We start from the raw sequence: 25,698 nt of genomic DNA, 5'->3' as shown, positions 1-25,698 counted from the left end.
GAAATGCCTGCGTGCGGACTGGTTGACGAAGGCGCGGGCGATGGTCGAGGTATTCAGAATTTATGTCGAAGACCCAGACGCAGGCCGATCTGTTTATCGGTTGCCGACGGCGTGAATCCGCTAATGTTAGCTACAGCAGACTGGCCCAATGAGTCGCGACCGTTTGCCTTTTGAAGTACTGCAAGGGCATAGACATCGGTCCTCTTCGAGAGGTTATAGTCGGCTCCCAGATCAAGCTGAAGATATTTCGCGCCTCCGTCCCCGTTGACTGAGTTGCGCTGCGTGTAATCGAAAGCGATACCTGTGAGCAGCGCTGGTGTGATCATGGTTCGAACGCCAAGCTCTGCGCTGGTAAAAATGGCATTGCCCGAGTAGTGAAGTGGGTTCGGACCGGACGACGAGCCGAGCGATCCGAAGCGCGTGTTCGTCACCACCGCACTGATGGTGGTTTGGCTGATCTTGTAAGCCGCACCGCCGCCGATAATCTCGAGTGTCTTGGCTGAAGCGTATCCCGCTGAACCCGGAGAAGCCTCCGGTGCGGTAGTAGAGCCGAAAGAGCCGATATTGTTGGCAGTGGCGAGTCCCTTGTTTGGCGTGTTGCCATAGAAGGAGACATTTGGATCACGGGCATTCAGGTATCCCGCTCCTAACGAGAGAGAGCCGCCGTTATAGTTCATGCCCAGAGACCAGATCTGATTCTGCGTCTTGCTACCTGCGACGCCGCCGAAGCTATACAGGCCACCCGCGCGGATACCGTGGAAAGTCGGCGTAGTGTATTTGATCGAGTTATTGATACGGTTCGTGTTGCTCAGGTTGTCGATGTCGTTCAGGTGCGAGGACATGTAGCCACCCCAATACCCTGACGCCGAAAACTGCTGGACAGACTCAACAAGCGGGTCGTACTGACGGCCCGCCGTCATGGTGCCGTAGTTTGCCGACAATAGTCCCACATAGGCCTGCCGCCCGAATTCCGCCCCGCCTTGTGCGAAGGCGCCGCTGTTCACCATGAACCCATTTTCCAGTACGAAGATAGCCTTTAGGCCGCCCCCCAGATCTTCTGTGCCACGAAGACCCCAGCGGCTCCCCGACAGACCCGTGGTGTGCGCATCCGTCAGCGCAACCTGACTGGCGCCGGTATTGCGGCCATTTGCTTTGCCGGTTTGCGCGTTGTTTGTATAAGTCACGCCGACATCGATCAAACCGTACAGCGTGACGCTGCTTTGGGCATGAGCGGTTCCCGCCGTAACGGCAATAAGGCAGGCAGCAGAATACCTCTTCATGGAAGTCTCCGATTTTTGTAGGGAAGGAATGTGTGCCTCGAGGAGGCACACGGGTTACAGCGTTGTCGATGCCATGCAGATCTAACCGGCGTCAGACGACCTTAGACGACAGCGGATTGGGCGCTGCGACTGCCTGGCTGGAGGCCGCATGCATAGATCGCAACCGAGGCGATCGCAGCTGGAACGGCAACGATGAGGAAGAGGAGGGAGAAGCTGATGTTCGCCGCAAGAAGTACTCCGCCGACGAGTGCGCCGCAGACCGACCCGAAGCGACCGACTCCGAGTGCCCAACTGACACCAGTGACCCGGCTCGTCGTGGGATAGTAGCGAGCCGCGAATGCATTGGCGCCCACTTGTGAGCCGCTAATGCAGAAGCCGACGCCTGTGACCGCAGCGCCCAGCAGTGGGCCCTGTGCGCAGCCCGTCGCCATGAGGAAAAGCGTGCCGGCCGCATACGCGGAACCGAGCACGATGGTCGGCGGGAAGCGGTCCATCAAAAAACCAATGACGAGCGCGCCGACGGTGCCGCCTACCTGATAAAGAATTGCGATCCTTGCCGCGGCGGCGAGGGACAAGCCAGAGCTATGGATGAGCGTCGGCAGCCAATTCGTCATGAGATAAACAATGAACAGGCTCATGAAGAAAACACTCCAGAGCAGCAAGGTGCCGCGCCGAAAGCCGGCAGCAAAAAGCTGTCGGACCGGCGAGCCGTCGGCTTTAGCTTCCCGCAGGGAAAAATGAGTATTGTCGTCGTACTGAACGGGGGCGATGCGCGACAGAAGCGGCCCAATCCGGGTCGATTCAAATCCGCGCGATACCATGAACCGTACCGATTCAGGGAGCAGCGCCGCGAGGAGCGGCACCAGCGCCAAAGGAAGCACGCCCCCAAAAATGAGCACACTTCGCCATCCGTGGTCGGGCAACAGTTGAGCTGCGACGACGCCGCCCAAGCCGGATCCCATCGTGAATCCGCAGAACATGACCGTCGTGAGAAAAGACTTCCGGCGTTCGGGGCAATACTCCGAGGTCAGCGCGATGGCGTTCGGCATCGCGCCTCCGAGACCGAGGCCGGTGACGAAACGCAGAGCGATAAGGAACTCGATGCTTGGCGCGTACGCTGCTGCGAGGCTTGCGACGCCGAAGAACGCCACCGTGGCGATCAGTGTCTTCTTGCGCCCAATTCGATCGGCAAGTGGACCGAACGCCAACGCACCGATCATCAGGCCGGCCAATCCGGCGCCGAACAGCGGACCCAGCACGGAAGGGCCGATATGCCAATCGTGCATCAATGCGGGTGCGATAAAGCCGACGCAGGCAGTGTCGAAACCGTCGACAGCGACGATGCAGAAACAAAGGAACACGACCCGCCATTGAAACAGTGAGAAAGGTTGCGCGTCCAGCCAGGCGCGGACGTCGATGACCAGCGAAGAGGTCTTCATTGCATGTCTCCAGAATGTGATTTTTATCTCTGGCCTCCAAAGTAATCGGGCGGTCTTGCCGCCGTCTACGGGAGGCCAGCGCATATTGCCTATTCACGATAGTTATTTCGCATCTGGCGGTATGGCATCTGGCGAAGACGGGTTCTAACTTGCAGCCGATCGGGTTACCTGGTTGTGGCGCACGCGTCGTCGAAACGCAGATCCAACAACGCTTGGGAGGATTCGCCGGGTTGCTGCGCTCAAGACAGCCTTGCATCTGGGCAAACAGGGCAGTGCGGCGATCCCATAGAGAATCGCCGCGTAGACGCGGATGCATCGTTATCCCTGGATTGACGGCGTCGGAGGTCAGTTGGCGACCAGCTTGCCTGAACGCCGTTCTCGCGTCGTGCCGGACCCGACGTCGGCCGAACTGTCGGCTATTGCGTCATCAACACGTCGACGTGACAATGCCGCAAGCGCAGCTTGGTGAAGTCGTCTGTTCGACGCAGGATGCGTAGCTGATCGCTGATGCCATTGAAGGGGGGCAGCAGGTTGCTCACGCTGACTCCCAGCATGAACCACTGGGTCGGTAGCCGATGATCGGAAGCATCGGCAGGAGGTCGCTTGTTTACCCCAGGTGGTACCGATAAATCAGCTCGCGTATCTGCGGATATATCTGCGTGCGCCAGCTACTCCCTGAAAAGATGCCGTAGTGACCGCATTCCGCCACCGTGATGCGGTGCTTGCGCGCTGCGTCGATTGCCGTGCAGAGATCGTGCGCGGCGTGAGTTTGACCCGCTCCGCAGATATCGTCCCGTTCACCCTCGACCGTGATCAGAGCGGACCCACGGATAGTGTCCGGGCGCACATGCTCGCCATCCACCCGCCAGGTACCGCGAGCCAGGCAAAATTCCTGAAAAACCACCCGGACCGTTTCCAGATAGTAGTCGGCTGTCATGTCGAGGACGGCGTTGTACTCGTCATAGAAGCGGCGATGTTTGACGCTCGCCTCCGCGTTGCCCGCCGACACATCGAAGTAGTAATCGACGTGTGCTTTCAGGTGGCGATCGGGATTCATCGCCATGAAGGCCATATGCTGGCGGAATCCCGGGTACACACGCCGACCGGCGCCGGCGTGAGGACGCGGTACTGTATTGATCAATGTGCGCGCGAACCAGTCGAGTGGTTTGCTGGTGGCCAGCTGGTTGACCACGGTAGGACTGCGGCGCGCGTCGACCGGTCCGCCCATCAGGGTCACGCTCACGGGTGTAGGCTCGCCTCGTGCCGCTGCAAGGGCCACGGCGGCGAGGACGGGGACCGTGGACTGGCACACCGCCACTACATGAACATCCGGGCCGAGGAAGTCGATGAACTCACGCACATAGGCGACGTAATCATCAAGATGGAACGTTCCGTCGGAGACAGGGACCTGGCGCGCATCGAGCCAGTCAGTGATATAGACATCGAAATCCGGCAACATGGCCCGTACGGTGTCACGCAGGAGCGACGCGTGATGACCCGACAGCGGAGCGACGAGTAGAACGACAGGATGCTTGCAGGTGGACGCGCGCTCGAAGTGAACCAGTCGGCAGTGCGCTTTTTCCATCGCCACGGCCTCGATCACCGGCACCCGCTCGCCATCAATGACGGTCTCGGTCAGCCCGAACTGCGGTTTTGTATAGCGCTTGTACAGTCTCGCCAACAAGTCACAGCCGGCGGCAATCTGTCGGGACGGTGTCGAGTGAAACGGGTTGCCGGCGCGGGTGAGGGTGTTTGCTGTGACTTGAAGCCAGGGAATGAACGGAGCCCACGCTGCTCTCTGCCATTCATGCAACTCATACAACATTCGGGGCCTCGAAAAGTCATGCAAATCGAAAGACCGAAGAAGCGTCCTTCGCGTTAATCGGTTGGCCATTGTTCGCGGCTCCACGGGACGTCTGCGGAAGCAGTTCTGGACACGCCCGCCAACTTTCTGAATCGGTGGCATCGACGATGATCTTACGTGTGCCGAACCGTTGTATCGGTCGGGAAAGCCGGATAGTGCCGCCGATATCAACTGAATTTTTCGTAAGGTATTCCCTACGGCTGGTATGACGGAAAGGCCTGTTGGAGTCGCACGTTGCGATTCCCATCGCGCCGAGCGGAGAAATTGCTCGCCTTCGTCATCGAATTTGCGGCCGGCGCCACCCGATCGTGACTGTGACAAGGCGATTGCCGAGCCTGTCCGACTAGCCGGCTTGCGGGACCCCACGCGCAAGGCGTGAGGTCTGTTCATCGGTTACGCCCAGGCGTCAGGACGATCGGCTCCCCCGTTCTCACGATGCTCTGCGTTCGAACAGACACCTCGATCGAAGTAGGAGCCATGCCGCTCAGGCGTCACCCAAACGCATCAGAACGAGTGTTGAATACCGGCATAGACTCCGGACTGCGAGTGACCGGCCAGCGGGTTGTCAGCGTTACCGGGTAGATTCGCTTCGAGGCTGAACGTGCCAGTCTTGCTGTTACGCACGTGCGCCACCTGGACATCGAGCAAGGTACGCTTCGACAGGTTGTAGCTGCCGCCGACCGTATAGATCGTCGCGTTGCCGGCGCCATGATTCGCGTTCACGTGATACACCGCGCCGATCAGCGCGGCTGCCGGCGTGGCCTGCCAGGTCACGCCACCCCATTCCAGCTGTGTCGTCGAAGGTGTGCCCGCTGTCACGCCGGACGCGTGCGACGCCTGATAGGCGGCCTGCAACTTGACCGGACCGAGGAACACGTTGGCGCCGGCGAAGTATTCGCGCGAATACCGGAAAACGTCATTCAGGCCGCCGTTGGCCGGATTGCGGATTTCGTCATAAATTCCGCGCAACTGGAAGAGTGCCGCCGAATAGGTCAACTGGACGCCGGCTTCGCGTCCCTGCCCAGTCGTGCCGTTGCCGTTCCAGTTGGTCGCGTTCGACAACGCGTATTGGCCGTAAAGGTCGAATCCCCCAAACTTTGGCGACTGGTACGAAATGTTGTTGCTCGACTGCGGCCAGTTGCGGCCCCGGACCAGCGATCCCGACGACCACGACGTCTGGCCGAACGGATCGAAATCCCACAACCCGTTCGAGATGAAGAGTTCACGGCCGAACAGCAACGTGCCATACGTGTCGTTCGCAAAGCCGACGGTCGCCCAGCGGTTCCAGATCGAATTCGTGGTGCCGAGTTGTCCGTTCATCGTGTTGAAGGACCCTTCCAGCTGGAACACGGCCTTGGTGCCGCCGCCGAGATCTTCAGCACCCTTCAGGCCCCAGAGGCTCGTGCCCCAATCGCCGCTCTCGGCGCGCACACGGGATGTACTGCCGCCACTGCTGGATGGAATGCCAGACATGTACTCGATTCCGGCGTCGAGTCGTCCATACAGAGTCACGCTGCTCTGAGCGTGAACCGCTGTCGCAGTGGCAATAAGCGACAATGCCGTTACCAGCTTTTTCATTGACTTTCTCCAAATAATTTTATCTTTAACTACATTTAATTAACCGGTATTCACCGATTTCATGGGCGCGGCGAGCCAGCCGGCTGTCTCCGTGGCCGGTCTCTCGCCAGATGCCGGGTGCCCCGATAATCCGGCACTACGCACCCCGGCAAATAGGGATCGGCTCGATCGAGCCAGATCAATTTCCTCTAAATTAGCGATACGAATTTATAGTTCTATTGAAAGATTGCGGAAATATCCGCTTTCAGAGCATCTGCGGTTTTCAATCGGTCAGAACCTCGAATCGATATGCGATTTCGAGGGGCTGCTCCGGGTCAATCGGGACCGCGGTGGAAATTCCCCGCTCGTTGATCGGATTTGCGGCGAGTCCCGCGCGACAGCCAAGTTCAAAAGCGCCTGCGATTGGCTCGATGCCGACGCAGAGATTGCGCCCATTCCAGGGACTGTAGGTACGGCCGCGATTGCTGATCCACAGCAGAAGCGATGGGAGTACGGATGCGTCCCAGTTGAGCCGGTACGCGACACGTGATTCGTCATCGGCCAGAACAACAGATCCGTCGACGCCGCAAAGCTGGATGATTTCTTCGGTGTCGTGCGCGAATGGCAGGCGATCAAAGGCCGCCGTGCCACCGGCCCGCAGGGGTACCTTGTCCAGTTCGACGAAGATCGCGCCCGGGGCGGCACGGGAGACACCTGGCTCGGGTCCCGCCGGGTGGACGATGCCGAAATCGAACGAACCCGGGTCGACCCTCAGCGCACCGGCGATCGACGGCAACGCCAGGTTCGGGTGCAGACCGATCGGACGGCGCGTCTGCCTGCGCGAGTGGACCGTCAAGGTGAAGTCGATCGCGGGACCGTTGGGGTCGGCGCGGATCATTCTGACCACACGGGCAATTGAGGAACTGACCGGATAGTCGAGCGCGATCACGATTTCATGCGCGGTTTGTCGCACGAGCGTCCATTCGCCCACGCAGCCGTAGCCGTGAAGCAGATCATCGCTCGCATCCAGCGCAGGGTCATAGTCGGCCACCGGTGTGTCGAGGCTTTGCCGCCAACTTTCCTCGACAGCTTCCGGCGCATAGGGCACGCCAAACGGAACACATGGGAATTCGCTTCTCATGTGGCCGATCAGTCCCGCCTGCCCGGGGCTGTCGTCGCCGAGCCATGGCGCTTCGTAGAACGGCCGGATTTGCCTGTCACCACGCTTTAGCGTGACATCCCCGAGCATCCCGCCCAGGGCGTAGACGGCGAGAGAACCATGAGCCCATTCCAGGCGCCAGCTTGTATTCATATTTTGTCTTGACAGGGAATATTCGAGCGGTGCGCCCCAAGGCACGCAATCCGCACTCAGTTCTGTTCTTCCAACCAGCAGGTGTTATTGCGCGCAAGCAGCGCACTGGCAGCGGCTGGCCCCCAGGTGCCGGAAGCGTAGGGCTTGGCGGCGGAGTCGGGTTTGGCCCATGCGTCGATGATCGGTGCGACCCAGCGCCACGCCGCTTCCTGTTCGTCGCGCCGCACGAAGAGGGCAAGCCGTCCCGCGATCACGTCGAGGAGCAGACGCTGATACGCCTCCATCCGGTCCGCCTTGAAGAACTGGTCGAACGCAAGATCAAGGTAGACGCCACGCAGGTTCATCCCCATGCCAGGTTGCTTCGCGAGGGCGCTGAGCCGGATCGATTCGTCCGGCTGCAGGCGGATCGTCAACCGGTTGGAGCCCGGGCGCAAAGCCACCGCGCCCAATGCCGAATGCGGCACGGTCCGGAAATTGACGACGATTTCAGCCACGCGGCCCGCGAGACGCTTGCCGGTGCGCAGAAAAAACGGTACGCCTGCCCATCGCCAGTTCTCGACCTCCGCTTTCAACGCGACGAAGGTCTCGGTAGTGCTGTCCGGCTTCACACCCGGCTCGGCATGATAGGCGGACACCGGCGTCCCCTTGATCGCACCGGCGTGGTATTGCCCACGCACCACGTTCTCCCTGATCTCGTGCGCCTGCAGCGGTTTGAGCGCGCGCAACACGCGTAGCTTCTCGCCGCGCACCGCATCGGCATCCATCGATTGCGGGGGCTCCATGGCAACGATCGACAGCAGCTGCAAGAGGTGGTTCTGCACCATATCCCGCAGCGCGCCTGTCTGGTCGTAGAAGTTGCCGCGGCCCTCGACGCCGAGTTCCTCGGCTACCGTAATCTGGATGCTGTCGACCCATTCGCGGCGCCATAGCGGCTCGAACAGCGAGTTGCCGAAGCGCAGCGCGAACAGGTTCTGTACCGCTTCCTTGCCGAGATAGTGGTCGATCCGGTAAATCTGGTCCTCGGCGAAGATCTCGCCCACCGCGTTGTTGATCGCGTTGGACGACGCCAGATCGTAACCAAGCGGCTTCTCCAGAACGATGCGCGCGCCCTCGGCAAGTCCGACGGAGGCGAGAGCACGGCAGATCGGTACGAAAAGCGACGGGCCGGTCGCCAGATAGAAGATGCGCTGGCTGCGCTGCGCGCCAAGCGTATCGCGCAACGATGAGAACGCTTCGGGCTGGCTGGCGTCGAGCGAGACATAGCCAATGCGATCGAGAAAGCTGCGCCATGCTGCATCGTCCGTTGGCGCTCCCGGTATGTGCGGCTTGACGTGCTTGTCGACCCATTGCAGATAGCCGCTGCCATCCAGCGCCGTCTGCGCGACCGAGACAATCCTGCCGTCCGGCGCGAGCATGCCGTCGCGGTGCGCGGCATAGAGTGCGGGCAGGATCTTGCGCATCGCGAGGTCGCCGGTTCCGCCAAACAGCACGAAGGCGAATCCGCCAGCGTTCACGGGGCCGGTGGAGTTTTTCATCATGAGATGGATTGGCTCAGTTTGTCGCTCGGTTTGTCGATTCCGCACGCGCGTTGCGCCGCGCCTTGAAACGGTCGATCAGGCCGTTGGTGGATCTGTCATGCGCACCTGTCGTGTCCGGCTGGGTGATTTCACCCTCGATGGCCACCGCGAGCCGCTTGCCGAGCTCCACGCCCCACTGGTCGAACGAGTTGATGTTCCAGATCACGCCTTGTACGAACACCTTGTGCTCGTACAGAGCGAGCAGTGCACCCAGCGACGTGGGGTCGAGCTTATCGAGGCAGATCGTGTTGGTCGGACGGTTGCCGTCGAAGCTCCGGTGGGGTGCGTCTTTGGCATGCGAGCCGTTCATCAGCGCTTCGGTCTGCGCAAAGCAGTTGGCGAGCAGGACTTCGTGGTGAGCGTCCAGCACATGATGCGGCTGCATGCATACGATGAAGTCAGCCGGAATCAGTGCGCTGCCCTGATGCAGCAACTGGAAGAACGCGTGCTGGCCGTTGGTTCCCGGTTCGCCCCAGATCACCGGTCCGGTCGCATAGTCGACGCGTTCGCCGGAAAGCGTGACCGACTTGCCGTTGCTTTCCATGTCGAGCTGCTGCAGATAGGCTGGCAGGCGGTGCAGATACCGGTCGTATGGAGCGATCAGGTGACTTGCCGCACCGAAGAAGTTCGTGTGCCAGATCCCGATCAACGCGAGCAGCACAGGCAAGTTCTGTTCGAGCGGGGCCTCGGCAAAATGCCGGTCCATCGCATGCGCGCCGGCCAATAGCGCTTCGAACGCATCCATGCCGACATACAGCGCAATCGGAAGCCCAATGGCGGACCACAGTGAGTATCGGCCGCCGACCCAGTCCCAGAATTCGAACATGTTCCCCGGATCGATGCCGAACGCCGCGACCGCCTCCCCGTTGGTCGACACGGCCACGAAGTGCTTCGCGATGGCCGCTTCGGCTGCGCCGCTGCGCAGAAACCAGGCGCGCGCGGTGTGGGCGTTGAGCAGCGTTTCTCGCGTGGTGAAGGTCTTCGACGCGATGACGAATAGCGTCGTTTCAGGATCGACGGCTTGCAGCACCTCGGCCATGTCCGCGCCATCGACATTGGACACGAAGTGCATCGTCAGCGCCCGGCGGCCATACGGTTTCAAGGCTTCGCAGACCATGTGCGGGCCCAGGTCCGAGCCGCCGATGCCGACGTTGACCACGTCGGTGATCGCGCGCCCCGTATGTCCACGCCAGGCGCCCTCGCGCACGGCATCGGTAAAGCGCCGGATTTTTGCAAGGACGCCGGACACGTTGGGGATGACGTTCTCGCCGTCAACCAGGATCGCCGTGCCGCTGCGCTCGCGCAATGCAACGTGCAGTACGGGGCGATCCTCGGTGACATTGATCCGCTCGCCCGCAAACATGGCGCGCCGCCGCTCCTCCACGCCGGCCTGACGCGCGAGCGCGGCGAGCAGGGCGATCGTGTCGTCGTTGATCAGGTTCTTCGAGTAGTCGACGTACACGCCGGCGGCTTCCCGTGAGAACCGCTCGACACGTTCGGGATCCTGCGCGAACAACTCGCGTATCGACGTGCTTGCGAGACTGTCGCGATGCGCGGCGAGCGCCCGCCAGGCGGGTGACTGAGTGAGGTTTGACATGTTGGCTGAGCGAGTGGTGGCGAGAGTGCGTTAGCGGGGTGCGGACCAGCCCTTGTAGCTGCCCACGCTGTCACGCGTGACGAGCGTCGACGGCAACAGGGTCATCGGATTGGCAAGCTGTTTGCCATTCATGAGCCCATAGCCGATGTCCACTGCCGTTTGTGCCATCGCCCACGGATCCTGACTGGCGGAAGCCTGCACCAGGGTATCGCTCTTGAGGGCCGTCTCGATGTCCGGCGCGCCGTCGACCGACGTGATCACGATGTTCTTGCGTTGCAGCTGTTTGGCTGCAAGATCGCTGCCCACGGCCTGCGGGTCGTTGATCGCGAAGACTGCGTCGACTTTCGGGAACCGCGTCAGGTAGCCCTGCATCGCGTTCATGCCGCCTTCACGCGAGCCCTTCGCGTCCTGGTCGTCCGACAGAATCTTGATGCCGGCCTCCTTGGCGAGCACGGACTTGCAACCCTTCACGCGATCCACGACGGCCGACACCGGCGGCCCGTTCTCGATGATGACGTTGCCGTGCCCGTTGAGCTTCTTCGCGATATAACCGCATGAAATTTCGCCGGCCTGGACATTGTTGGTCTGCACCGTGGCGTTCGCGCCAGCAGCGGCCACGTCGACTGCGACCACGACGATGCCGGCTGCCTCGGCCTTCTTCACCGCGGGCTCGATCGCTTTCGGGTCCGCTGCGTTCAGCAGGATCATGTCGACGTGAGCGGAGATGAAGTTGTCGATCTGCGTGAACTGCTTGTTCAGGTCATAGTCGGCAGACACTGCTGTGACTTTGGCATTGGGGTTGATCTGCTTCGCCTTCGCTTCTGCGCCCTTGACGATCGTGACGAAATACGGATTGCCGAGCGAGCCGACAGTAATCCCGATCGACTTGAGCGGCTTGTCGGCAGCCTGTGCCGCCGTCATGGCGAAACCGAGCCCCAGGGCGATGCTGGCCAGTACAGCTTTCTGCTTGAACATTTTCGTTGTCTCCAGGTTGGTCCGTGGTGTTGTCGGGCGCAAGCGGACCAGCTTGCGCCTGTACGCCGTCAAGGCGAGGGGAATGCGTGCTTGCGGGGATAGGGCAGGTGCGGCCAGGTGCGCCTTCAGGTACGGGCGGATCCGCGCTGGCGATAGCGGTCGAGCGCCACGGCACCGATGATCACCAGCCCCTTGATGATGTATTGCCAGATATCCGACACGCCGAGCAGCACGAGGCCGTTGGTCAGTACCGCAATGATCAGCGCGCCGATCAAGGTGCCGACGATCGATCCGACGCCGCCGACAAAGCTGGTGCCGCCGAGAATCACTGCGGCGATGGCATCCAGTTCGTAGGACTGCCCCATCTGCAGGCCATTGGCGGCATACAGGCGGGCAGCCGACATCACCGCGCCCAGTCCGGCCAGCAAACCGGACATCGCGTAGACGAACATCTCGATACCCCAGACCTTGATGCCTGACAGGCGCGCGGCCTCAGGATTGCCGCCGACCGAATAGATTCGCAGCCCGAGGACGGTGCGGCGCAGGATGAACCAGGAGATGGCGACCACGGCGACGGCGATGACCACCAGCCACGGGATGCCGAAAACCGAGCCATTGCCGATGAAAGCAAACGGCAGTTGTGGATTGAAGACGGTCGTGTCGCTGCCGAGAAGCCGCGCGACGCCACGCACTGCAGTCAGCGCGCCGAGCGTGACGATGAACGGCGGCAGCCGCAAAAGAGCAATCAGTCCGCCGTTGATGGCGCCGAAACCGAGCCCGACGAGCAACGCGACCGGGACGCCGAGCCAGCCCCAGTGGGGGATGTTCGACGCGAGCATCGCAGCTACCGCCGCAGCGGCCAGCACCGACCCCACTGACAGGTCGATGCCGCCGGTCAGAATGACGAAGGTCATGCCAGCGGCGAGCACGATATTGATCGACGCCTGCTGCGTGACGATCGACAGGTTCTGCAGGCTGAAAAAGCTGTCTGTCATCACGCCGAAGCCGATGCAGAGCAGCAGCAGAACCGGCAGCATGCCCGCGGTACGCATCAGCGACTGCATCCGTTCCCGGCGACCGCCAAGAGGTGGTTGCGGCACCGGCTTATGCGCCGGATCGAGCGGCGTGGCAACGCCTTGTTGCGTGGTTGAATTAGGCATATCGTTCTCTCCTGAATACATGTCAAGCTGTTTTTCGGCGCGCCGTGCTTCCGGCTGACTCACTACGCCGCCTCGTCCAGTGCGGGCCGCGAGCCCGTGGCCAGTTCGATGATGGCTTCCTGGCTGATCGGCCTGTCGGTATGTCCGCCAAGCTCGCCCGCGATCTCGCCTTCGCGCATCACCAGCACGCGGTCGGCTACACCGATGATCTCGGGCAATTCGCTCGATATGACAATGATGCCGACACCGGATTTAGCCAGTTCGTTGATGATGCGGTAGATCTCCGATTTCGCACCGATATCGACGCCGCGGGTCGGTTCGTCGAGGATGAGAACGCGCGGACGGGTCTCAAGCAGCCGCGACAGCAGCACCTTCTGCTGGTTGCCGCCCGAAAGGGCGCCGACGTTGATCTTCGGATGCGCGACCCGGATCGACAGTGAGCGAATGGCGTCCCGCGCCCGCTCCGCGCCCCGCGTGAGGTTAAGGACACCCAGCCGCGCATCGCGTCCGCATACGGACACATTGATGTTGTCCCGCACGCTCATGTCGAGAAAGAGGCCTTGCCGCTTGCGATCTTCCGTCAGATAAACGAGGCCTGCGTCGATCGCATTGCGCGGCGTGCGCAGTGCGAGCGTGTGCCCGTCGATGGCCACTTCGCCGCGCACGCGCGGCTCGGCACCGAAGATCAATCGCGCCATCTCGGTGCGGCCGGCCCCCACGAGCCCCGCGATGCCGAGGACTTCCCCGGCGTGAAGCTCGAAGCTGCAGCCGCGCACGCGGCGATCGTCGGCGATATCGCGCACCGACAGCACGGACTTGCCTGGATCGTAGGGCGCATGCTGCTTTCTGTAGAAGCCGGAAATGTCGCGGCCGACCATCATTTTCACGAGGCTCTCTGCGGAGAGCGCCTCGCGCCCGAGCGTGCCGACGTACGAACCGTCGCGCAGCACCGAGACGCGATCGGAGAGTTCGTAGATTTCGGCCATGCGATGGCTGATATAGATGATCGCCAGGCCTTCTGCGCGCAACTGGCGAATCAGGTGGAAGAGGCGTTCCGTCTCACGCGACGACAACGGCGTGGTGGGCTCGTCCATCACGAGAATACGTGCACGCGTGTGGACGGCCCGTGCAATTTCCACGAGTTGCTGCTCGGCGATCGACAGCTCGCCCACGCGCGTTTGCGGCCGGAAGCTCGCGCCCAGACGGGTGAGCACCTCTTCGCAGTCGCGTTCCATCGCCGCGCGATCGACGAGGCCCCAGCGGCGGCCGCCCTTGCGCAGTTCGCGCCCGGCATGGATGTTTTCGGCGACTGTCAGGTTGGGCGCAAGACTCAACTCCTGGTAGATCACCGCTATCCCCAGTTCTCTCGCTGCAAGCGGTCCGTCGATGACCGCGGCCTTGCCGTCGACGAGGATTTCTCCGCCGGGATCGGCCTGGTAGGCGCCGGAAAGGATCTTCATCAGCGTGGACTTTCCGGCGCCGTTTTCGCCCATCAGCGCATGCACTTCGCCGGCCTGCACCGATAGACGAACGTTGTCGAGTGCGCGGACACCCGGAAAGGTCTTGCTGATGCCGCGCATTTCCAGCAACGCGGGAGTGGCTTCAGAACGGGGCATGATTCACCTCCTGCAATTCGGCGCCGGCACCCTTGAGAATTCCTGTGCGCGGCGAGAAATTGAAAAACATAGGCAACGTCGCGGCGCCGATCGCGCCGGCATCCGACCCGAACGTGCCGCGCATGAGTTCCGGCGTGCCGCGGGCTTCCGGTGCGCCCAGCGCGAGAGCCGTGCTCAGGCGTTTCATCAGTGCGTCGATCAGCCCGGCGTCCACGTCGGCGTCAAGGACGACCATCGGAACGTCGAGCACACACAGCATCGCGCGCAGGGCGGGGGCGAGCGCCTCGACGCAATCGTCCAGCCATTCGTCGACGGCCGGCGGACGGCGGGCAATGCAGGCTTCGAGATCGGCGCGTGTCTCGACCGACTCGCCGCAATAGCGCAGATGCCGTGCGAGCGCGTTGAGGGACGCACGCGCGAGCAGGATGTCCGATGGTCCGGCCGGCTGAGGGGCCGATGGCAAACGGCTGGGCGGAACCGGCATGACGCCGATATCGCCCGCGTTACCGCTCACGCCGCGCAGGCAGTCGCCGTCGACGGCGATACCGCCGCCGATCGCAGGCCCGAGAAACAGATAGATGAAATCGTCCGATTGGCGCCCGCAGCCGTAGAACAGCTCGGCAATAGCAGCCGCATTGCCGTCGTTTTCGCTGAATACAGGCAGGGCCAAGGCACACCCAAGTTCGCTGGCGAAGTCGAATTCGTCCCAGGCGCAGAACGTCTGCAACGGCAGCCCAAGTTCGCGCAGCCAGCTCCCGAGATTGAACGGATGCGCGACGCCGACGCCGGCCAGCCGTGCGCGCTCATGTGAAGAGAGGCGTTGCAGCATGGCGTGGATGTCGCTCGTCACAATCTCCAGCACCTTGCGAGGGTGGGGCAGGACCCTATCGTGACCGCTGCGGGCCAGCACCTCGCCTCCAAAATTCACCAGCACCGTTTCGATGCTGGTCCGGTCGAGCCGCACGCCGATGCCGAAGGCGCCGCCTGGAGCCAGGCGGATCAGGGAAGCGGGCTGGCCGCGCTTGCCTTCGATGCGGCGGCCGGTAAATTCGATCAGCCCGGCGTTGTCCAGCGTGGCGACGATGGTGCCTACCGCTGTGCCGGTCAGGTTCGCCTGACGAGCCAGATCGGCCTTCGATGCCGGCTGTGTGCGCCGCAGCGCCTGCAGCAGCAGTCGCTCGTTGTAACGACGGACGTTAGCCGAATTGCTGCCGCGGCCGACATGGGGGTGCCTCACGAATCTCCTCCAGACCGGGTGTCATCCCGGGTGATTAATTAAATCAAGTGGATTTATTTAATCACCCGACAGGGTGTGGCGGGAATAAGGGTTTGCACGAAGCAGGAGGCAAAATTGGACGGAGCGCGTCCGCGCGCGGCCCTGTCACTGTGCCTTCGCGAAGCAGATTTGAACTTGGCTGGAAGCGGACATTACAGCTTTGCCGTAACACCACTGATGTTGATAATTTATATTATGTCAACTCAAGCATCAGCCGAATAGCGCCACTCTTTGGCCTCATATCGCGGCATCAATTCACTGAGCCCGTCGCTACCATCTAGTTCACGAGTGTTTCAGCGCGCAACGGCAGATCTGTTTTGAGATCCTAAAGACCCGCTCGGATTCCGCCGATAACCCGCTTGGAAGATTCCCCCCCGGATTTTCCGTCAACTCGTTTCCGTGACCGAACAGCCTATAACCAGGAGCTACTTATGCTGCAATTCATCAAGTCCCTGTCGCGTGATGAACGCGGCGTCAGCGCACTCGAGTACGCAGTGCTCGCGGGTATCGTCGTCGTTGCGGTCGTGGCCGTAGGCGCGTACTTCAGCCCGGCGCTCGTGGGCGTATTCACCAATCTGATCGCCAAGATAACGGCCGCTGCCTAAACGTCTTCGCGATCGACATGGCGGGAATACATGTTCATCAAACATTCTCGTCACGTCCATCGCCCGAAAACGCATGACTCGGCCCCAGGCAAACCAAGATGCTGTATTCAGTGAAGCTGGCGACCTGCCTCGTGTTGACGTCACTGGCGGTCTCCGATCTGCTCTCCCGGCGCCTGCCCACCCGCGCGGTGGTCATCGTCGCCGGTCTCTATTGCGTCGCAGCAGCGCTCGTGCCGATCAGCGCCGCTGCGTTTCTCGGCCACGTCGGCCTGGCGGCGGCAGCGCTCGCCGTGTCCGCGTTGCTGTTCCGTTTCGGCTGGATCGCCGGCGGTGATGCGAAGCTCGCCGCAGCGGTCTTTCTGTGGGCGGGTCCGTCGCTTGCGGCGCCCGTCTTCTTCATCGTCTCCGTTTGCGGCCTGATATTGGGCCTTGCGGTCATCGCGGCGGACCCCCTGCACCGCCGCAGCGGCGCCTTGCGCTGGCTGTCATGTCTGTCGCGTGCGCGCGGCGTGCCTTACGGCATCGCGCTCGCGCTGGGTGGTGGCGCAGCCGTGTGGGCGCCGCTCGCGCATAGCGCGCCTATCTAAGGCAGCTCGTCGCCATGCCCAGAATCATCAAATTCGCCGGCCTGATCGTCGTCGCCATCATTGGCGCACTCATTCTGCGCACCCTCTTCGTCGCGGCGTCGCATCCGGCTGCGACCAGTTCGCACGGGATGGACCGCATTCGCGTCGCTGCCGCGGATCTGCCCGACGGTCTGCTGCTTCGCGACAGCGACCTCGCATGGAAAAGCGTGCCGCGTGGACAAGCTCCGGCTGGCGTGCTCGTCGAAGGGCAAGCGGCCGGCGACGGCGCGGACAACGACCTCAAGGGCGACCTGCTGCGCCACGCGGTACGCGCCGGCACGCCGCTCGGGTCCGCCGATGTCATCTCGCCTAACGCGCCGGGCTTTCTCGCTGCCGCCCTCAAGCCCGACATGCGCGCGATCTCGGTTGCGATCGACGAAGTATCAGGCAATGCAGGGCTGATTCAGCCCGGCGACTATGTCGACGTGCTGCTCACGCAAACCCTCGGCGATTCTGCGAAAGACACGCCCGAGGCCGGCCGGGGAGTCGAATCGGAGACGGTGGTCAATCGAGTGCGCGTGCTCGCGGTCGGCTCCGCGTTTCAGCGCCCGAAGGACAATGCCGCGCAAGCCGATACGCGCGCACGCACGGTCACGTTCGAGGTGACGCCGCGCACCGCCCAGGTGATCGCGGTTGCGACACACCTCGGCACGCTATCGCTCGCGTTGCGCAGCTTCGCGACCCAGGACCGTCGCGAGCCGCCCGCCGCCGCCACCACGGAGCCGCAAACGCCTCCGGTATGGGGCGGCGACGTGTCGCGCGCATTGCGTGCGGCGGACATGAATGCGAAGCGCGGCACCGCAAATGGGCGTTCGGCCGCCCCTTCCGTGATCGTCTATCGCGGATCGCAGTCGAGCGAGGCGTCAGGCGGCGCGTCGGTCGGCGGCGCAACGGGTATGCCGGGACTGCCGCCTCTGCCGCCCGGCGGACAGCCGTCGCAAGCGTCCACGCCTGTGCCGGCGCAGCCGCTCGAAGCCGCGCAAACCGGGACCGGCGCGCAGCCGCTCGCACGGTAGCGGGACGGGCGCAACGGTGTCGCAACGGTCGAAAGAAGCAGTACGCGTGCCACGGTGCATCGCCTGCATCGGTACGTGACCAGGTTTCAGACAGGAACGTCCATGTCGTATTTTGTTTGCTCAGTCCTTCGCTCGCGGCGTCGATTTACATCGACGGTCGTCGCGTGCGCAGCAATCGCGTGCGGCTTCGTCGCAAACGTGAACCGCGCATCCGCTGCGGACCCGGGTCCGACGCTGGTCGTGCCGGCGGGTAAAGGCGAGATGGTGAAGCTGTCGGAGCCGGCCGTCGCGGTATTCGTGGCGGACCCGGAAGTCGCCGACGTGCATGTGCCGACGCCTCAAACCGTATTCGTGCTCGGCAAGAAAGCGGGAACGACGACGCTCTTTGCGCTCGGCGCGAACAATCGGACGATCCTGCGCGAAACCATTGCAGTCAGCGTCGATACGCAGTCGGTGCAGCGCATGCTCGACGCGCGCTTCCCGCAATTGCACCTGACGCTCACCAGCGCACCCGGCTCGATGATGATTGCCGGCCGCGTGCCGGGCGCGGCGGATGCCGACGCGGTCGCGCAATCGCTCACACCTTACCTGCGCGACAAGGAAACGCTCGTCAACCGGCTCACCTTGAATCATCCGATTCAGGTCAGTCTGCACGTACGGATTACCGAAGTCGATCGAAACATCACGCAGGAGCTCGGCATCAACTGGGGTTCGCTCGGCTCGGTCGGCAACTTTGTCGGCGGGCTCTTCAACGGCCGCCAGTTGTTCAACACGGCGGGCAACTTCCTCCTGTCGTCGACCGGCGCGTTCTCGACGGTCGCGGGTTTTCATACAGCACACGTCAACGTCGAGGCGGTGCTCGATGCGCTCGATCAGGAGGGTCTCATCACGACACTCTCCGAGCCGAATCTGACTGCGATGTCCGGCCAGACCGCGAGCTTCCTTGCAGGCGGCGAGTTCCCGGTCCCTGTCGCGCAAGACACGACGGGCGCCATCACGGTCGCGTTCAAGCCTTACGGCGTGTCGCTCGACTTCACGCCCACCGTGCTGGCCGACAACCGGATCAGCCTCAAGGTGCGTCCGGAAGTCAGCGAGATCGACTTGACCAACTCGGTGACGCTCGACAGCATCAAGATTCCCGCGCTGACCGTGCGCCGCGTGGAGACCACCGTCGAGTTGTCGAGCGGGCAAAGCTTTGCGATCGGCGGTCTGCTCCAAAGCAAGACGACCGACATCCTCGCGCAGTTTCCCGGCCTCGGCAGACTGCCGATACTCGGCAAGCTGTTCTCGTCGAAGAACTACCAGAACAACAAGACGGAAGTCGTCGTCATCGTCACGCCTTATATCGTGCAGCCCGCCGATCCCGGGCAACTGCGGCAGCCGCTCGACAGCGTCACGCATCCAAGCAGCGACGTCGAATACGTGCTGCAGCGTTCGCTCGGGATCGATCCGCTGTCCAGCGACGCCCCGCGCCTTGTCGGCGCGGCGGGCTTCGTCTACTGAACCGATGGAGTCATGCCATGTTTGCGCGCCTATCCGCCCTCACCCTCCTCACCCTGCTTGCCGCGCTCTCGGGCTGCATGTCGGCGCCTCCGCCGCTCGGCATGCCTGACGCGTCGGTGGTCGGGTTCGACGGCACGCGCGCGGTGCCGCCCGATTGCGCGAAACTCGAACAGCCGTCGCATCTGGTCGACGCGGGCTTTGGGCGTCCCGGTGTCGCGTTCGGCTGCGCCACGTACACCAATCTGGCGATCATGCTCGCGCGCCCCGCCGACCTCGTCCAGCCGATTCCTTACGCAGGCGCCGACGCGGCGCTCGGCGCAAGCGCGGTGCGCCGTTACGACGAGGGGCGCGCGACGCCGCTCAATGTGAACTCGACGACCACCAACGTGATGCATTGATCGCGGAGCATTTCAATGAGCACCCTCGAATTACTCCGTCAGCTCAAGAGCAGCAGCGCAATCAACGCCGAGGATCTGCTGGCCGTCGTATCCGATCGCGACAGCGAAACCGCGGTGAAGAGCCTGATTGTCGATCAGTCGATCGCCAACGCATGCGTGCAGAGGGGAACGATCGACGACGCGATCGAACTGCTGCGAAAGCTCGATCGTTCACCCAGGCAACTGATCGTTGATCTGTCGGGGTCCGCGATGCCGCTCAGCGATCTCGCGCGCCTTTCCGACGTCTGCGAGCCATCGGTCGCCGTAGTGGTGGTCGGAGACCGCAATGACGTGGACCTGTATCGCAGCCTGCTCGGCGCCGGTGTCCAGGACTATCTTTTCAAGCCGTTGTCGGTCGGCCTCCTGCAGCGCGCGCTGGCGGCACGCGACCCGGGCGCCGCCGTGCGCGCCGGCCGGGCCGTCAGTTTTGTCGGCGCACGCGGGGGCGTCGGCACAACCACCGTCGCGGTGTCGCTCGCGCGCCACCTGGCCGACGTGACCCATCGGCACATCGCATATGTCGACCTGAATGTTCACGGCGGGGCCGCCAATTCGATGCTGGGGCTCACCACCAACAACGGGTTGACCGAACTGCTGCAAAACGCACAGCGCGTCGATGCGCAGCTGATCAACCGGATGCTTGTCCAGAAGAGCAATCACCTGCGAGTACTCTCGTCCGAACTGCCCTACGGCGACGATTTCGCGCGTCGTCCCGGCGCGCTCTCCGAGTTGATCAATACGCTCAAACGGCAATTCCATTACGTGATGCTCGACCTGTCCGGCCTCACCGGCAATATCGCCGAAGAGGCACTCGACGCATCCTCATCCGTCTATATCACGTCGGACCGATCCGTCCATGCCGCCCGCGAGACAGCGCGGCTGCTCCGGTTCATCGAAGACCGCGACAGCAACCCGACGATCTCGCTGCTGCTGAACAACCCGCACGAACCCGTTGCGGGCCGCGTCGATCCAGCCGATTTCCAGCGCGCGCTCGGCCGTGCGTCGATGCACGAGCTGCCCTACGAGCCGAAAACGCTCGCGGCGGCCGAGAATCTCGGCGAACCGATCGCGGCCGGCAAGCCGACGCCTTTTGCCTCGGCCATCGTCGACCTGGCGAACACGTTGACCGGCCGATCGGAGAGCGCACCGCCGAAGCAGCCCTGGTATGCGCGCCTCGTCGGGAACAGGAGCCGGGCATGACGACGTTCGGCAAAAGGAAACACACAGCGGTCATGTCGCCTGTTGCCGATAGCGGAATGGACGCAAGAGCGGACACGGGAACGGACGCGGGCCCGCCGACGCCCGCTGCGGCGCCTGTGCGCGCGGCCGTTCCGATCGACCGGCATGAAGCGCTGATCCGCTCGGCCACCTTCAAGACGATCCGCACCGTCGTATTCGCTTCGATGAACATGTCGGCCGCATTGATGATGTCGCGCGATCAGGTGCGCGCGGGCATCGAGCAGATCGCGACCGAGGTGGTCGCGCGCGACCGGCTCAACGTGACGATGGCCGAGCAGACGCTGATCGTGGGCGAGATACTGAACGACATGTTCGGCGTCGGCCCGATCGAGCCGTTGCTCGCCGACGAAGCGGTGACCGACATCCTCGTCAACGGCCCGGACCAGGTCTATGCGGAACGGCACGGCCGGCTGGAACTGACACCGCTCAAGTTCCGCGACAACGCACACGTGATCAACGTCGCGCAGCGCATCGCCGCGGCGATCGGGCGCCGCGTCGACGAAAGCAGCCCGATGGTCGATGCGCGCCTGGCCGACGGCAGCCGGGTCAACGTCGTACTGCCGCCGATCGCGATTCGCGGCGCGTCGATTTCGATCCGCAAGTTTTCCAAGCGCAACATCACCCTGGCCCGCATGGCGCAGCAGGGCAATCTGTCGCCCGCGATGATGCGCGTGCTGAAGATCGCCGGTGCGTGCCGGCTCAACGTCGTGATCTCCGGCGGCACGGGTTCCGGCAAGACGACGTTGCTCAACGCGCTGTCGCATCACATCGACGAGCATGAGCGGATCGTCACCATCGAAGACGCGGCCGAATTGCAATTGCAGCAACCGCATGTCGTGAGCCTCGAGACGCGCCCGGAAAATGCCGAAGGACTCGGCGCCGTCTCGCAGCGCGACCTCGTGCGCAATGCGCTGCGGATGCGTCCCGACCGCATCATCCTTGGCGAAACCCGCGGGCCTGAGGCGTTCGACGTCCTGCAGGCGATGAACACCGGGCACGACGGCTCGATGACGACGATCCACGCGAATACCCCGCGCGACGCAATCACCCGCCTCGAGAGCATGGTGATGATGGCGAACGGCAATTTGCCGCTGCTGTCGATCCGCCGGCAAATCGCGAGCGCGGTGCACCTGATCCTGCAGATCGAGCGGATGCGCGACGGCATGCGCCGTGTGACACGCATCACTGAGATCGCCGGCATGGAAGGCGACGTCGTCATCACTCAAGACCTCTTCACGTTCCGCTTCGATACGAGCGCGTACCAGGACGAAGTGCGCGGCGTGTACGAGTCGTCGTCGCTGCGCCCTGCGTTCACGGCACGGGCCGCGTACTACGGGCTAGAAGAGCAACTGATCGAGGCGATGCGGCCATGACGCCCGCCGATGTCGTCGCCGCCGGCGCGTTTTTCGCGATCCTGATTGCGGGCATGATGGTCGCGTCGCTGCGCGACATGGCGCGACGCCGGCCGGCGCAGCGCATCCGCAGCCGGATCGATGAACTGGCGACCGTCGTGGCTCGCCAGCGCAAAGCCGGCCCTAAAACACCGGAGCAGGAGGAGCTTTTTAGCCGGCAACGCGCCCCCCGGGGCGACGGCGGGCTGCTCGCGTGGTGGCAAAAGCACGTCGAACGCGTGCGCTCGGTCAGCGGCGCCGGCGGTATCCGTCTGATTGCGGTGATCGCGATCGCCATCGTCATCGCCGCGCTTGTGGGCATCAGGCTAGGCTCGCCTCCCGTCTGGACGCGTCCGTTGCTGATCGTCGGCCTGCCGTTGTTCGCCGTGCGAGCCACCTATGGTTTCCTGATCGAACGGTTTCGCACGCGCTTCCTGACGGTCTTTCCGGACACGCTCGATCTGATCATCCGCGCGGTGCGGGCAGGCATTCCGGTCGTGCAGGCGATCAGCACCGCGGGCCGCGAGGCCGACGAGCCAGTGCGCGCCACGTTTCGCACGATGGGCGACGCCCTGCGCCTTGGCGCCGATCTGGACGAGGTGCTGGATCAAGCGGTGAAGCGGCTGCAGATCGCCGACTTTTCATTCTTCGCCGTCTGCTTGCTGCTGCAGCGCGAGACCGGCGGCAATCTGGCCGAGACGCTTGAGAACCTCGCGGGGATCATCCGCAGCCGGCGCGACATCCGTTTGAAAACGAAGGCGCTGACCGCCGAAGGGCGGCTCGCGACCAACATCATTTCGGCCGTGCCGTTCGGGATCACAGGCATGTTGTATATCGTCAACCGGCCGTACATCGAGCTGCTGTTCAATACGCGCGCCGGGCACAAGATCATGACGCTCGCCGCGGTGCTGCTGACGATCGGGCTGTGGATGGTGCGGAAGATGTCGCAACTGGATACCTCGCGATGAACACACTAGATGCCGGTACTGTCACCAATCTCGCGTTGCTGATCGTCCTGATCGGCGCCGTCGTATTGATTCTGCTTCGCACGGGCGGTAAGCGCCATCGTATTGCGCAACGCGTGCGGCAAGCCACCGCGCGTGGAGCCGCCGACTCGGCCGCCGACGAGCATGCGCTCGCGAACATGCGGCAACGGATGGCGCGGCGGGTCGCGCTAATCGGCGAACGCGTGCCGCTCATCGATGCGTTCCAGCGCGAGACGCTCGCGCGGCAGCTCGCCAGTGCCGGCTTTCGCGACCGGCGCGCGGCGGCGGGCATGGTGGGCCTGAAAATCGTCGTCGGCGCCCTGCTCGCGCTCGTCGCGATCGTGCTCGGCTCGCACGTGCCTCACCTCGGCGAATACTTCGTGTTTCGCGTCCTGATGATGGCCGCGGCGTTCATCGTCGGCATGATCGCGCCGGAGTACGTGCTCGGATTCCTGATCCGGCGCAGGCAACGGGCCATCGCGTCGTGCCTGCCGGATGCGCTCGACCTGCTCGTCATCTGCACGAATGCCGGCAATAGCCTCGTCGTCGCGATCAAGCGCGTCGCGCACGAACTGAAGCCGATCTGCCTGCCGCTCGCGGACGAGTTCTCGGTGACGGCCGACGAGTTGCAAATCGGCAGCGACAGCGCCACCGCGCTGCGCAACATGGCGGGCCGCATCGGCCTGGCGTCGGTGCGCGGACTCGTGACGACGCTGATTCAATCGCAGCAATACGGCACGCCGATCACGCAGTCGCTGCGCATGCTCTCTCGCGCCGAACGCTCCGCGCAAATATTCGCCCTCGAAGAAAAGGCCGCGAAGCTCGCCCCAAAGATGACCTTGCCGATGATGTTGTTCGTGTTGCCGACGGTGGGCCTGATTTCGGCCGGCCCCGCCGTCATTCGCCTCCTTGCGGTGTTCAAATGAAGAACGTTATTGCCTCGTGCCTGCTCGCCATCGCGTCAGTGGTCGCCGCCGCCCTTCTTGCAGGATGTGCAAGCGAAGGCAGCTTCAATCCGCGGCCTGTCTCGATGCAGCGTAACGTCGGTGCCGTGAGCGACCTGCGCCTTGCCGATAGCGCGCTCGCCTCGGGCAGCACCGAACTCGCGTCGAGCTTGTACGAAAAGGCTTTGCAGGCCGAGCCGAACTCGCTCGAAGCCCAGCTTGGATTGGCCGACACGCTGTACCAGGCGGGCGACCTCGAACGCGCACGCGTGCTCTATGCGCGTGCGGCGAGCGCCGCACCGGCCAATCCGGGGCCGAAACTCGGCCTGGCTCGGGTCGCATTGCGGCAGCGTCGGCTCGACGATGCCGCGGCGCTTTACCGTGCGCTCGTCGCCGAACATCCGGACAACCCGGTCGCAGCCGAGGGCCTTGGCACGGCGCTCGATCTGCAAGGCCATCACGATGAAGCGCAAACCGTCTACCGCGCCGCGCTGCGCGTGCATCCCGAAGCGCAGGGCCTGACGGCGAACCTCGGCCTGTCGCTGATCCTCGCCAACAAGCCACGGGAAGGTGCAAACGTGCTGCTCGACATCGCGGGCCTCGCCAACGCCCCGCCGCAAGCGCGCCAGAACCTCGCGCTCGCGTATGCGCTGCTCGGCAACACGAACGCGGCGAAACAGATCTTGCAGGCCGACCTGCCCCCCGCATCGGTCGAAGACAACCTGCGGTTCTATCAAATCCTTCGAGCAAGATTCGGCGCCTCGGGCGGCGATCCGTCCGCGGCTCGTCTCGGCGCGGCTCGTCTTGGCGCGCTGCCCGCGGACGAAATGCCGCATGACGCGGAGAGCCAGAAATGAAAGCGCCCTGCCCTTCATTGCTGCGTGATGAAGGAGGCATTGCCGCGCTCGAGTTCGTGCTCATGCTTCCTTTCCTGATGATGGTGCTGTTCGGCATCATCGATGTGAGCATGATCCTGTGCGACAAGGCCGTAATCACGAATGCGAGCCGGGAAGCGGCGCGCGCGGGTGTCGTGCTGCGTGCCACGCCGTGGAGCAGCACGCAGATCCAGGCCGTCGCGCTGAACTATACGCGGAACAACCTGGTGACGGGCGGGACGGCGACCGCCGCGACCGCGGCCGCCACCTGGGTCAGTCAAACGTCGGGCTCGCCTTTGACGGTAACGGTCACGTACACGTATCAAGGGTTCGTGCTCGGCACGATATTCAGCGCACTCACGGGGCCTGTCACGATCAAGGCCGTCACCGTGATGAACTACGAGTGATCGGACCATGTGCGCA

The 25,698-nt window shown here is 63.2% G+C and carries 23 protein-coding genes; 11 read left to right on the top strand and 12 right to left on the bottom strand.

The window, feature by feature from the left end; genetic code table 11:
- Positions 1 to 53 precede the first annotated feature (53 nt).
- From AC07WT_RS09015 to AC07WT_RS08960, 12 genes are all read right to left on the bottom strand, one after another.
- Complete coding sequence (locus AC07WT_RS09015) at positions 54 to 1,280, bottom strand: porin (RefSeq protein ID WP_494946800.1); 1,227 nt, start codon at positions 1,278 to 1,280, stop codon at positions 54 to 56.
- 101 nt (positions 1,281 to 1,381) lie between these two features.
- Positions 1,382 to 2,719, bottom strand: coding sequence for an MFS transporter (locus AC07WT_RS09010; RefSeq protein WP_494946799.1), 1,338 nt, complete (start codon positions 2,717 to 2,719; stop codon positions 1,382 to 1,384).
- Between the two features lie 416 nt (positions 2,720 to 3,135).
- Positions 3,136 to 3,258, bottom strand: a complete 123-nt coding sequence (locus tag AC07WT_RS09005; RefSeq protein WP_492593384.1) for a hypothetical protein — start codon at positions 3,256 to 3,258, stop codon at positions 3,136 to 3,138.
- 68 nt (positions 3,259 to 3,326) lie between these two features.
- Positions 3,327 to 4,544 carry a polyhydroxyalkanoate depolymerase gene (locus AC07WT_RS09000; RefSeq protein ID WP_494946798.1) on the bottom strand — a complete coding sequence of 406 codons (1,218 nt, stop codon included), beginning with the start codon at positions 4,542 to 4,544 and terminating at the stop codon, positions 3,327 to 3,329.
- A gap of 543 nt (positions 4,545 to 5,087) precedes the next feature.
- On the bottom strand, positions 5,088 to 6,161 hold the full coding sequence (locus AC07WT_RS08995) for a porin (RefSeq protein ID WP_494946797.1): 1,074 nt from the start codon (positions 6,159 to 6,161) through the stop codon (positions 5,088 to 5,090).
- 262 nt (positions 6,162 to 6,423) lie between these two features.
- Positions 6,424 to 7,497, bottom strand: a complete 1,074-nt coding sequence (locus tag AC07WT_RS08990; protein ID WP_494946796.1) for an aldose epimerase family protein — start codon at positions 7,495 to 7,497, stop codon at positions 6,424 to 6,426.
- Between the two features lie 11 nt (positions 7,498 to 7,508).
- Positions 7,509 to 8,987, bottom strand: coding sequence for a glucose-6-phosphate dehydrogenase (zwf, locus tag AC07WT_RS08985; RefSeq protein WP_494948413.1), 1,479 nt, complete (start codon positions 8,985 to 8,987; stop codon positions 7,509 to 7,511).
- 16 nt (positions 8,988 to 9,003) lie between these two features.
- A complete protein-coding gene (gene pgi, locus AC07WT_RS08980; RefSeq protein WP_494946795.1) occupies positions 9,004 to 10,626 on the bottom strand; it encodes a glucose-6-phosphate isomerase in 1,623 nt (540 codons plus the stop codon).
- A gap of 30 nt (positions 10,627 to 10,656) precedes the next feature.
- Entirely contained in the window at positions 10,657 to 11,601 is a 945-nt protein-coding gene (locus AC07WT_RS08975) for an ABC transporter substrate-binding protein (protein WP_494946794.1), read from the bottom strand.
- A 125-nt stretch (positions 11,602 to 11,726) separates the two neighbouring features.
- Positions 11,727 to 12,761: an ABC transporter permease subunit gene (locus AC07WT_RS08970; protein ID WP_492593390.1), complete on the bottom strand. Its 1,035-nt coding sequence runs from the start codon at positions 12,759 to 12,761 to the stop codon at positions 11,727 to 11,729.
- 62 nt (positions 12,762 to 12,823) lie between these two features.
- Positions 12,824 to 14,377 carry a sugar ABC transporter ATP-binding protein gene (locus tag AC07WT_RS08965; RefSeq protein ID WP_492593391.1) on the bottom strand — a complete coding sequence of 518 codons (1,554 nt, stop codon included), beginning with the start codon at positions 14,375 to 14,377 and terminating at the stop codon, positions 12,824 to 12,826.
- On the bottom strand, positions 14,364 to 15,614 hold the full coding sequence (locus AC07WT_RS08960) for an ROK family transcriptional regulator (protein ID WP_494946793.1): 1,251 nt from the start codon (positions 15,612 to 15,614) through the stop codon (positions 14,364 to 14,366). Before AC07WT_RS08960 ends, AC07WT_RS08965 begins: the two co-directional genes overlap by 14 nt.
- Positions 15,615 to 16,084: 470 nt before the next feature.
- On the opposite strand from AC07WT_RS08960, the gene AC07WT_RS08955 reads away from it, so the two are divergent.
- From AC07WT_RS08955 to AC07WT_RS08905, 11 genes are all read left to right on the top strand, one after another.
- Complete coding sequence (locus AC07WT_RS08955) at positions 16,085 to 16,258, top strand: Flp family type IVb pilin (protein ID WP_492593393.1); 174 nt, start codon at positions 16,085 to 16,087, stop codon at positions 16,256 to 16,258.
- Between the two features lie 98 nt (positions 16,259 to 16,356).
- Positions 16,357 to 16,845, top strand: coding sequence for an A24 family peptidase (locus AC07WT_RS08950; RefSeq protein ID WP_494946792.1), 489 nt, complete (start codon positions 16,357 to 16,359; stop codon positions 16,843 to 16,845).
- A gap of 14 nt (positions 16,846 to 16,859) precedes the next feature.
- Positions 16,860 to 17,900 (top strand): Flp pilus assembly protein CpaB, encoded by a 1,041-nt coding sequence (gene cpaB / locus AC07WT_RS08945; protein WP_494946791.1) that lies wholly within the window; start codon positions 16,860 to 16,862, stop codon positions 17,898 to 17,900.
- A gap of 198 nt (positions 17,901 to 18,098) precedes the next feature.
- On the top strand, positions 18,099 to 19,403 hold the full coding sequence (locus tag AC07WT_RS08940) for a type II and III secretion system protein family protein (RefSeq protein ID WP_494946790.1): 1,305 nt from the start codon (positions 18,099 to 18,101) through the stop codon (positions 19,401 to 19,403).
- Positions 19,404 to 19,420: 17 nt separating this feature from the next.
- On the top strand, positions 19,421 to 19,801 hold the full coding sequence (locus tag AC07WT_RS08935) for a CpaD family pilus assembly lipoprotein (RefSeq protein WP_494946789.1): 381 nt from the start codon (positions 19,421 to 19,423) through the stop codon (positions 19,799 to 19,801).
- Between the two features lie 15 nt (positions 19,802 to 19,816).
- Entirely contained in the window at positions 19,817 to 21,040 is a 1,224-nt protein-coding gene (locus AC07WT_RS08930; RefSeq protein ID WP_494946788.1) for a CpaE/TadZ family protein, read from the top strand.
- Positions 21,037 to 22,452 carry a TadA family conjugal transfer-associated ATPase gene (locus tag AC07WT_RS08925; RefSeq protein ID WP_494946787.1) on the top strand — a complete coding sequence of 472 codons (1,416 nt, stop codon included), beginning with the start codon at positions 21,037 to 21,039 and terminating at the stop codon, positions 22,450 to 22,452. Before AC07WT_RS08930 ends, AC07WT_RS08925 begins: the two co-directional genes overlap by 4 nt.
- Positions 22,449 to 23,438, top strand: coding sequence for a type II secretion system F family protein (locus tag AC07WT_RS08920; RefSeq protein ID WP_494946786.1), 990 nt, complete (start codon positions 22,449 to 22,451; stop codon positions 23,436 to 23,438). The genes AC07WT_RS08925 and AC07WT_RS08920 overlap by 4 nt, the downstream gene beginning before the upstream one ends.
- On the top strand, positions 23,435 to 24,382 hold the full coding sequence (locus tag AC07WT_RS08915) for a type II secretion system F family protein (protein ID WP_492593401.1): 948 nt from the start codon (positions 23,435 to 23,437) through the stop codon (positions 24,380 to 24,382). The genes AC07WT_RS08920 and AC07WT_RS08915 overlap by 4 nt, the downstream gene beginning before the upstream one ends.
- Entirely contained in the window at positions 24,379 to 25,257 is an 879-nt protein-coding gene (locus tag AC07WT_RS08910; RefSeq protein ID WP_494946785.1) for a tetratricopeptide repeat protein, read from the top strand. The genes AC07WT_RS08915 and AC07WT_RS08910 overlap by 4 nt, the downstream gene beginning before the upstream one ends.
- Complete coding sequence (locus AC07WT_RS08905) at positions 25,254 to 25,682, top strand: TadE/TadG family type IV pilus assembly protein (protein WP_494946784.1); 429 nt, start codon at positions 25,254 to 25,256, stop codon at positions 25,680 to 25,682. Before AC07WT_RS08910 ends, AC07WT_RS08905 begins: the two co-directional genes overlap by 4 nt.
- The last annotated feature ends 16 nt before the right edge of the window (positions 25,683 to 25,698 follow it).

Source organism: Paraburkholderia sp. GW821-FHT02A12, from assembly GCF_059422005.1.
The sequence above is the reverse complement of the archived record's forward strand: the minus strand, read 5'-3'. Positions and strand labels throughout refer to the sequence as shown.